The 3,825-nt window shown below is 35.6% G+C and carries 1 protein-coding gene; it reads left to right on the top strand.

Features of this window, described 5'->3' with window-relative positions; all coding sequences use genetic code 11:
• Positions 1 to 3,825: hypothetical protein (locus tag ABJD27_RS08850; RefSeq protein WP_348202032.1), on the top strand; the 3,825-nt coding region annotated here is incomplete at both ends.

Raw genomic sequence — 3,825 nt, 5'->3', positions numbered from 1 at the left:
ACCATATTATTTCTGACTCTTTTTTTTCAAATACGTTATCTAATGTATGTAAGACACTAAGTAACAATCCTAAAGATAGTATTCAAGGTCGTTACATTAAAAACAAAAAGACACTTCTTCTCTTTACCATTATCTTATGTAATTTCAACCTCTCATTAACAGCACAGACTGAAGCAACCGTAACAGGAAATACTAATACTTTAGTAAATATTCCTGATAATAATTCGGGAGGTGTTAGTGCTACTGTTGATTTTAGTGAAATACCTAGTCATGCTAATTTAACAGGAATAGAATTGTCATTAAGTATTAATCATAATAATGCTGGGGATTTAAAAATGTTTTTAAAATCTCCAACTGGTCTTCAAATGACACTTGTAAATAGGCCGTCGGAAACATTTTCAGATGGTGAAACCATATATAGTCCAGCTAATTTAGATGATAATTATCCTATTAGTTTTTCAGATAATGCTATTTATAGTGCTGAAATTATGGGAGGTAATGGTACTGTTGTTTTTCCTAGATTAAGTTCTAATGAAGTAATTTGTGAATCTAATAATATCTGTGAGTTCTATCCTGACGATGATGGTTCCAATAATCCTGATACTTTTGCTTCTTTTATGACAAGTGTAAACAATGTTTCTGGAGTTTCTGGTGAATGGGAAGTTATCATAATTGATTCAGTTAGCGGAACATCTGGAAATTTTTTAATAGAAAACATTGAATTAGCCTATGAATATTTTACACTTCCTGTTGTCAACTGTGTTGATAATCTTACCGCTACTTTAGATAGTTTTGGGGAGTGGATACTTGATGATCCTGATCTATTGTACACTGCCGAAGGACAATATATAATCACATTTAGTCCTGACCCTTTTTTTGATTGTGGTGACATAGGAAGAGAAATCGAAATAACTGTTGAGGCTAGAGATCCAGAAACAGATCTTATTGGTACTTGTCAATCAACAATTACCGTTGAAGCTCCTCCATTAACTTTAACATGCCCACCAGATATGACATTCTATGCAGTTGCTGGAGGTTCTGTTGCTGTAGATTATAATCAACCAGTGATTACTGTACAAACTGATTGCTCAGTAGCTCCTTTAATTCAAACTTCTGGTTTTGTCTCTGGAGCTTTGGTTTCAGCTGGAACATATACTTATAGTTTTGAAACTGAAGGTTATGGTGACGAAGTGTATAACTGCTCATTTAATGTAACCGTAGAGAATCTTCCTGAAACCTCTATTGAACTTATTAACGGAAAATTAACAATTACCGATATTGAAAGTGAATCTAGCGATCAAATAACGTTTTCTAGTGACGGCACCACTTTAACTATCAGCGACTTAATAGATCCATCTGTTAGTGGCGGACCAACACTGGTTGATCCAACTACAGTTACAGTGCCATTGGCTAGTATTACTAATGGTATAGTGTTTAATGCGGGTAATGGAGGTAATACTGGATTCAATATCATCACTTTTGCCAATGATTTAACACTAACAGGAGTTGATAACGATATAACTCTCAACGGTCTAAGAGGCTATGTACAAACTGGCAGCATTAACATTGAAGGTGATTTAACAATTAATGGTGTTGGTTTCGGCTTAACCCTATTTGGTTTCGACTTAACCCTAGGTGAAATCACGGCAAATAATTTAACAATAGATGGTGTAGATAGAATCCTTGATCAAGAATTGGCATTAACGATATCTGGAGTCACACAATTGCAAGCAGGAGATGGTATTAATATAGAAAACGGCCAAGGAAGACACACTTTTGGTGATGAAGTACATTTAACATCCGGTGAATTAATTTTCTCCGCAGGAGCAAATACTACTTTTGGAGAGATAAATGCTACAGACCAAGGTGTTGGGCTACCGCACACTTTTACTGTAGCACCAGGTGATATAGCGTTTAATGGCGATGTTACTATTTTAGGAAGTAATGCTAATCTATTTGTTTGTAGTCTAAACAATATTTCTCAAACAGGAGGTATAATTGAAACGCCTTTTCTAATCTTTAGAGGAAATGGAAATACTACAGCAACTATAGATAATAATAATAACATTGGAGCATTAGGAACCTCAAACCCTTTCGATGCCAATGCTGTAGACTTAGCATCATTGTCTTTTACAAATACAAGTAATATGTTCTTAGAGATCATAGATGTAGATGAGTTTAACCTTACAGCACCTCAATTTGATTTTGAGCCAGACTTTACTAATATCACAAAGCGTGGATCTGGTGTAAGTAACTTCAATGCAGATATCGATATGAATAACGGTACAGGTACAGCTATCATTAACCATAATGCAGGTACCATAAATTTTAACGGAGACACAAACGATTTTCTATCTCAAATGACCTATATTGGTCAGCCAGGAACCATTACAAATATTAATAGTGTAACAACAAGCTTTCCTTTTGCAGGTACAAATAGAGGTTTTACTTTTGGCACCTTAAATGCTACTGGGGCAATAGACGCTGGAGATATAGATATTAATCTTTCAGATGGTGCTAATTTTTCATTAAATACAACGTCACTTACTGGTGTTCCTTATTTACAAGGAGCCCTTACAACCATATCAGGTGGCGCTAAAATTACTCCAGGAGGAGGAACCACTGGTTTAGAATATAGCTTTGATGACTTAATAATGGATAGTGGAGCAACTTTTGCGCCATTAGTTGAAGGAACGGGAGGATCTGAATTTGATGAACTAGTCGTAAACGGTACTGTTACTTTAAACGATGCCAATTTATCACCTATTGGAGGTTACGTTATTGGATCAGATGATGAACTAATTATTATTAATAATAATAGTATTGGTCCTGTAATAGGTACATTTAATGGTCTACCAGAGGGTAGTGAAGTTATATTTGGAGATTTTGAAGGTATAATCAGCTATACTGGTGGTGATGGTAATGATGTTGTATTACGACCAGATAATGTAGCACCAATTGCAGTTTGTCAAGATATTACATTAAATATTGACTTAACTGGTATCACAGTTACTGGAGACCAATTAGATGGCGGCTCTACTGATAATGTAGGAATAACTGAAATTCTTATCGATGGTGAGACTTCTTTAGATTTTACTATTGACGATATTGGAGATCATGAAGTAACAATTACGTTTGTTGATAATAATGGTAACACAGCAGACTGTATGGCCACGATCACTTTAAATTCAACTGTAACTTTACCCATATTGATCAGCGAATATCAGCCTCAAATAGCTAGCTCTTTACAAGCCCTTGAAATAAAAGGTGAGCCAGGTGAAGCTTTTGTTGGAACCTTTGTAGTTATTGAAGGCGATACTGATTCAGGGACTACTGGTATTGTAAAAAGTACAACTAGCTTTTCAACAAATTTCAACACAAATGGATTAATAGTCGCTACATTGCCTAACATAGAAGATCCGACCCATACTGTAGTATTAACAAGTTCGTTTAATGGAACAGTTGATGTTACTGATATTGATACAGACGATGATGGTGTTGCAGATGACTTATCATCTTTTGGTGTCATTTTCGATGCTGTTGGTGTCAGCGATGGAGGTGCTTGTTGCCCTGAAGGAGTTCGTTATGGAACGGACTTTGGAGGTATAAATTTACCAAATATTGGTAGTGTTCCAGGAGCCATTTTCAGAGAAGGTAGTGATGGAGATTTTTATCAAATATCTTTTTCTACTGGTGATCTTTACGATAACACAGCCACTATTGTTGATGCTTCTAGTTTTAACACAACGCCAACGCTCGCAGGAACCTTTGGTAGTATTAATCCAATACGTCTTTCTGTAGATTGTGATAATCACACTACTTGGG

It is taken from the genome of Dokdonia sp., from assembly GCF_039945015.1.
Lineage (GTDB): Bacteria > Bacteroidota > Bacteroidia > Flavobacteriales > Flavobacteriaceae > Dokdonia.
The sequence above is the reverse complement of the archived record's forward strand: the minus strand, read 5'-3'. Positions and strand labels throughout refer to the sequence as shown.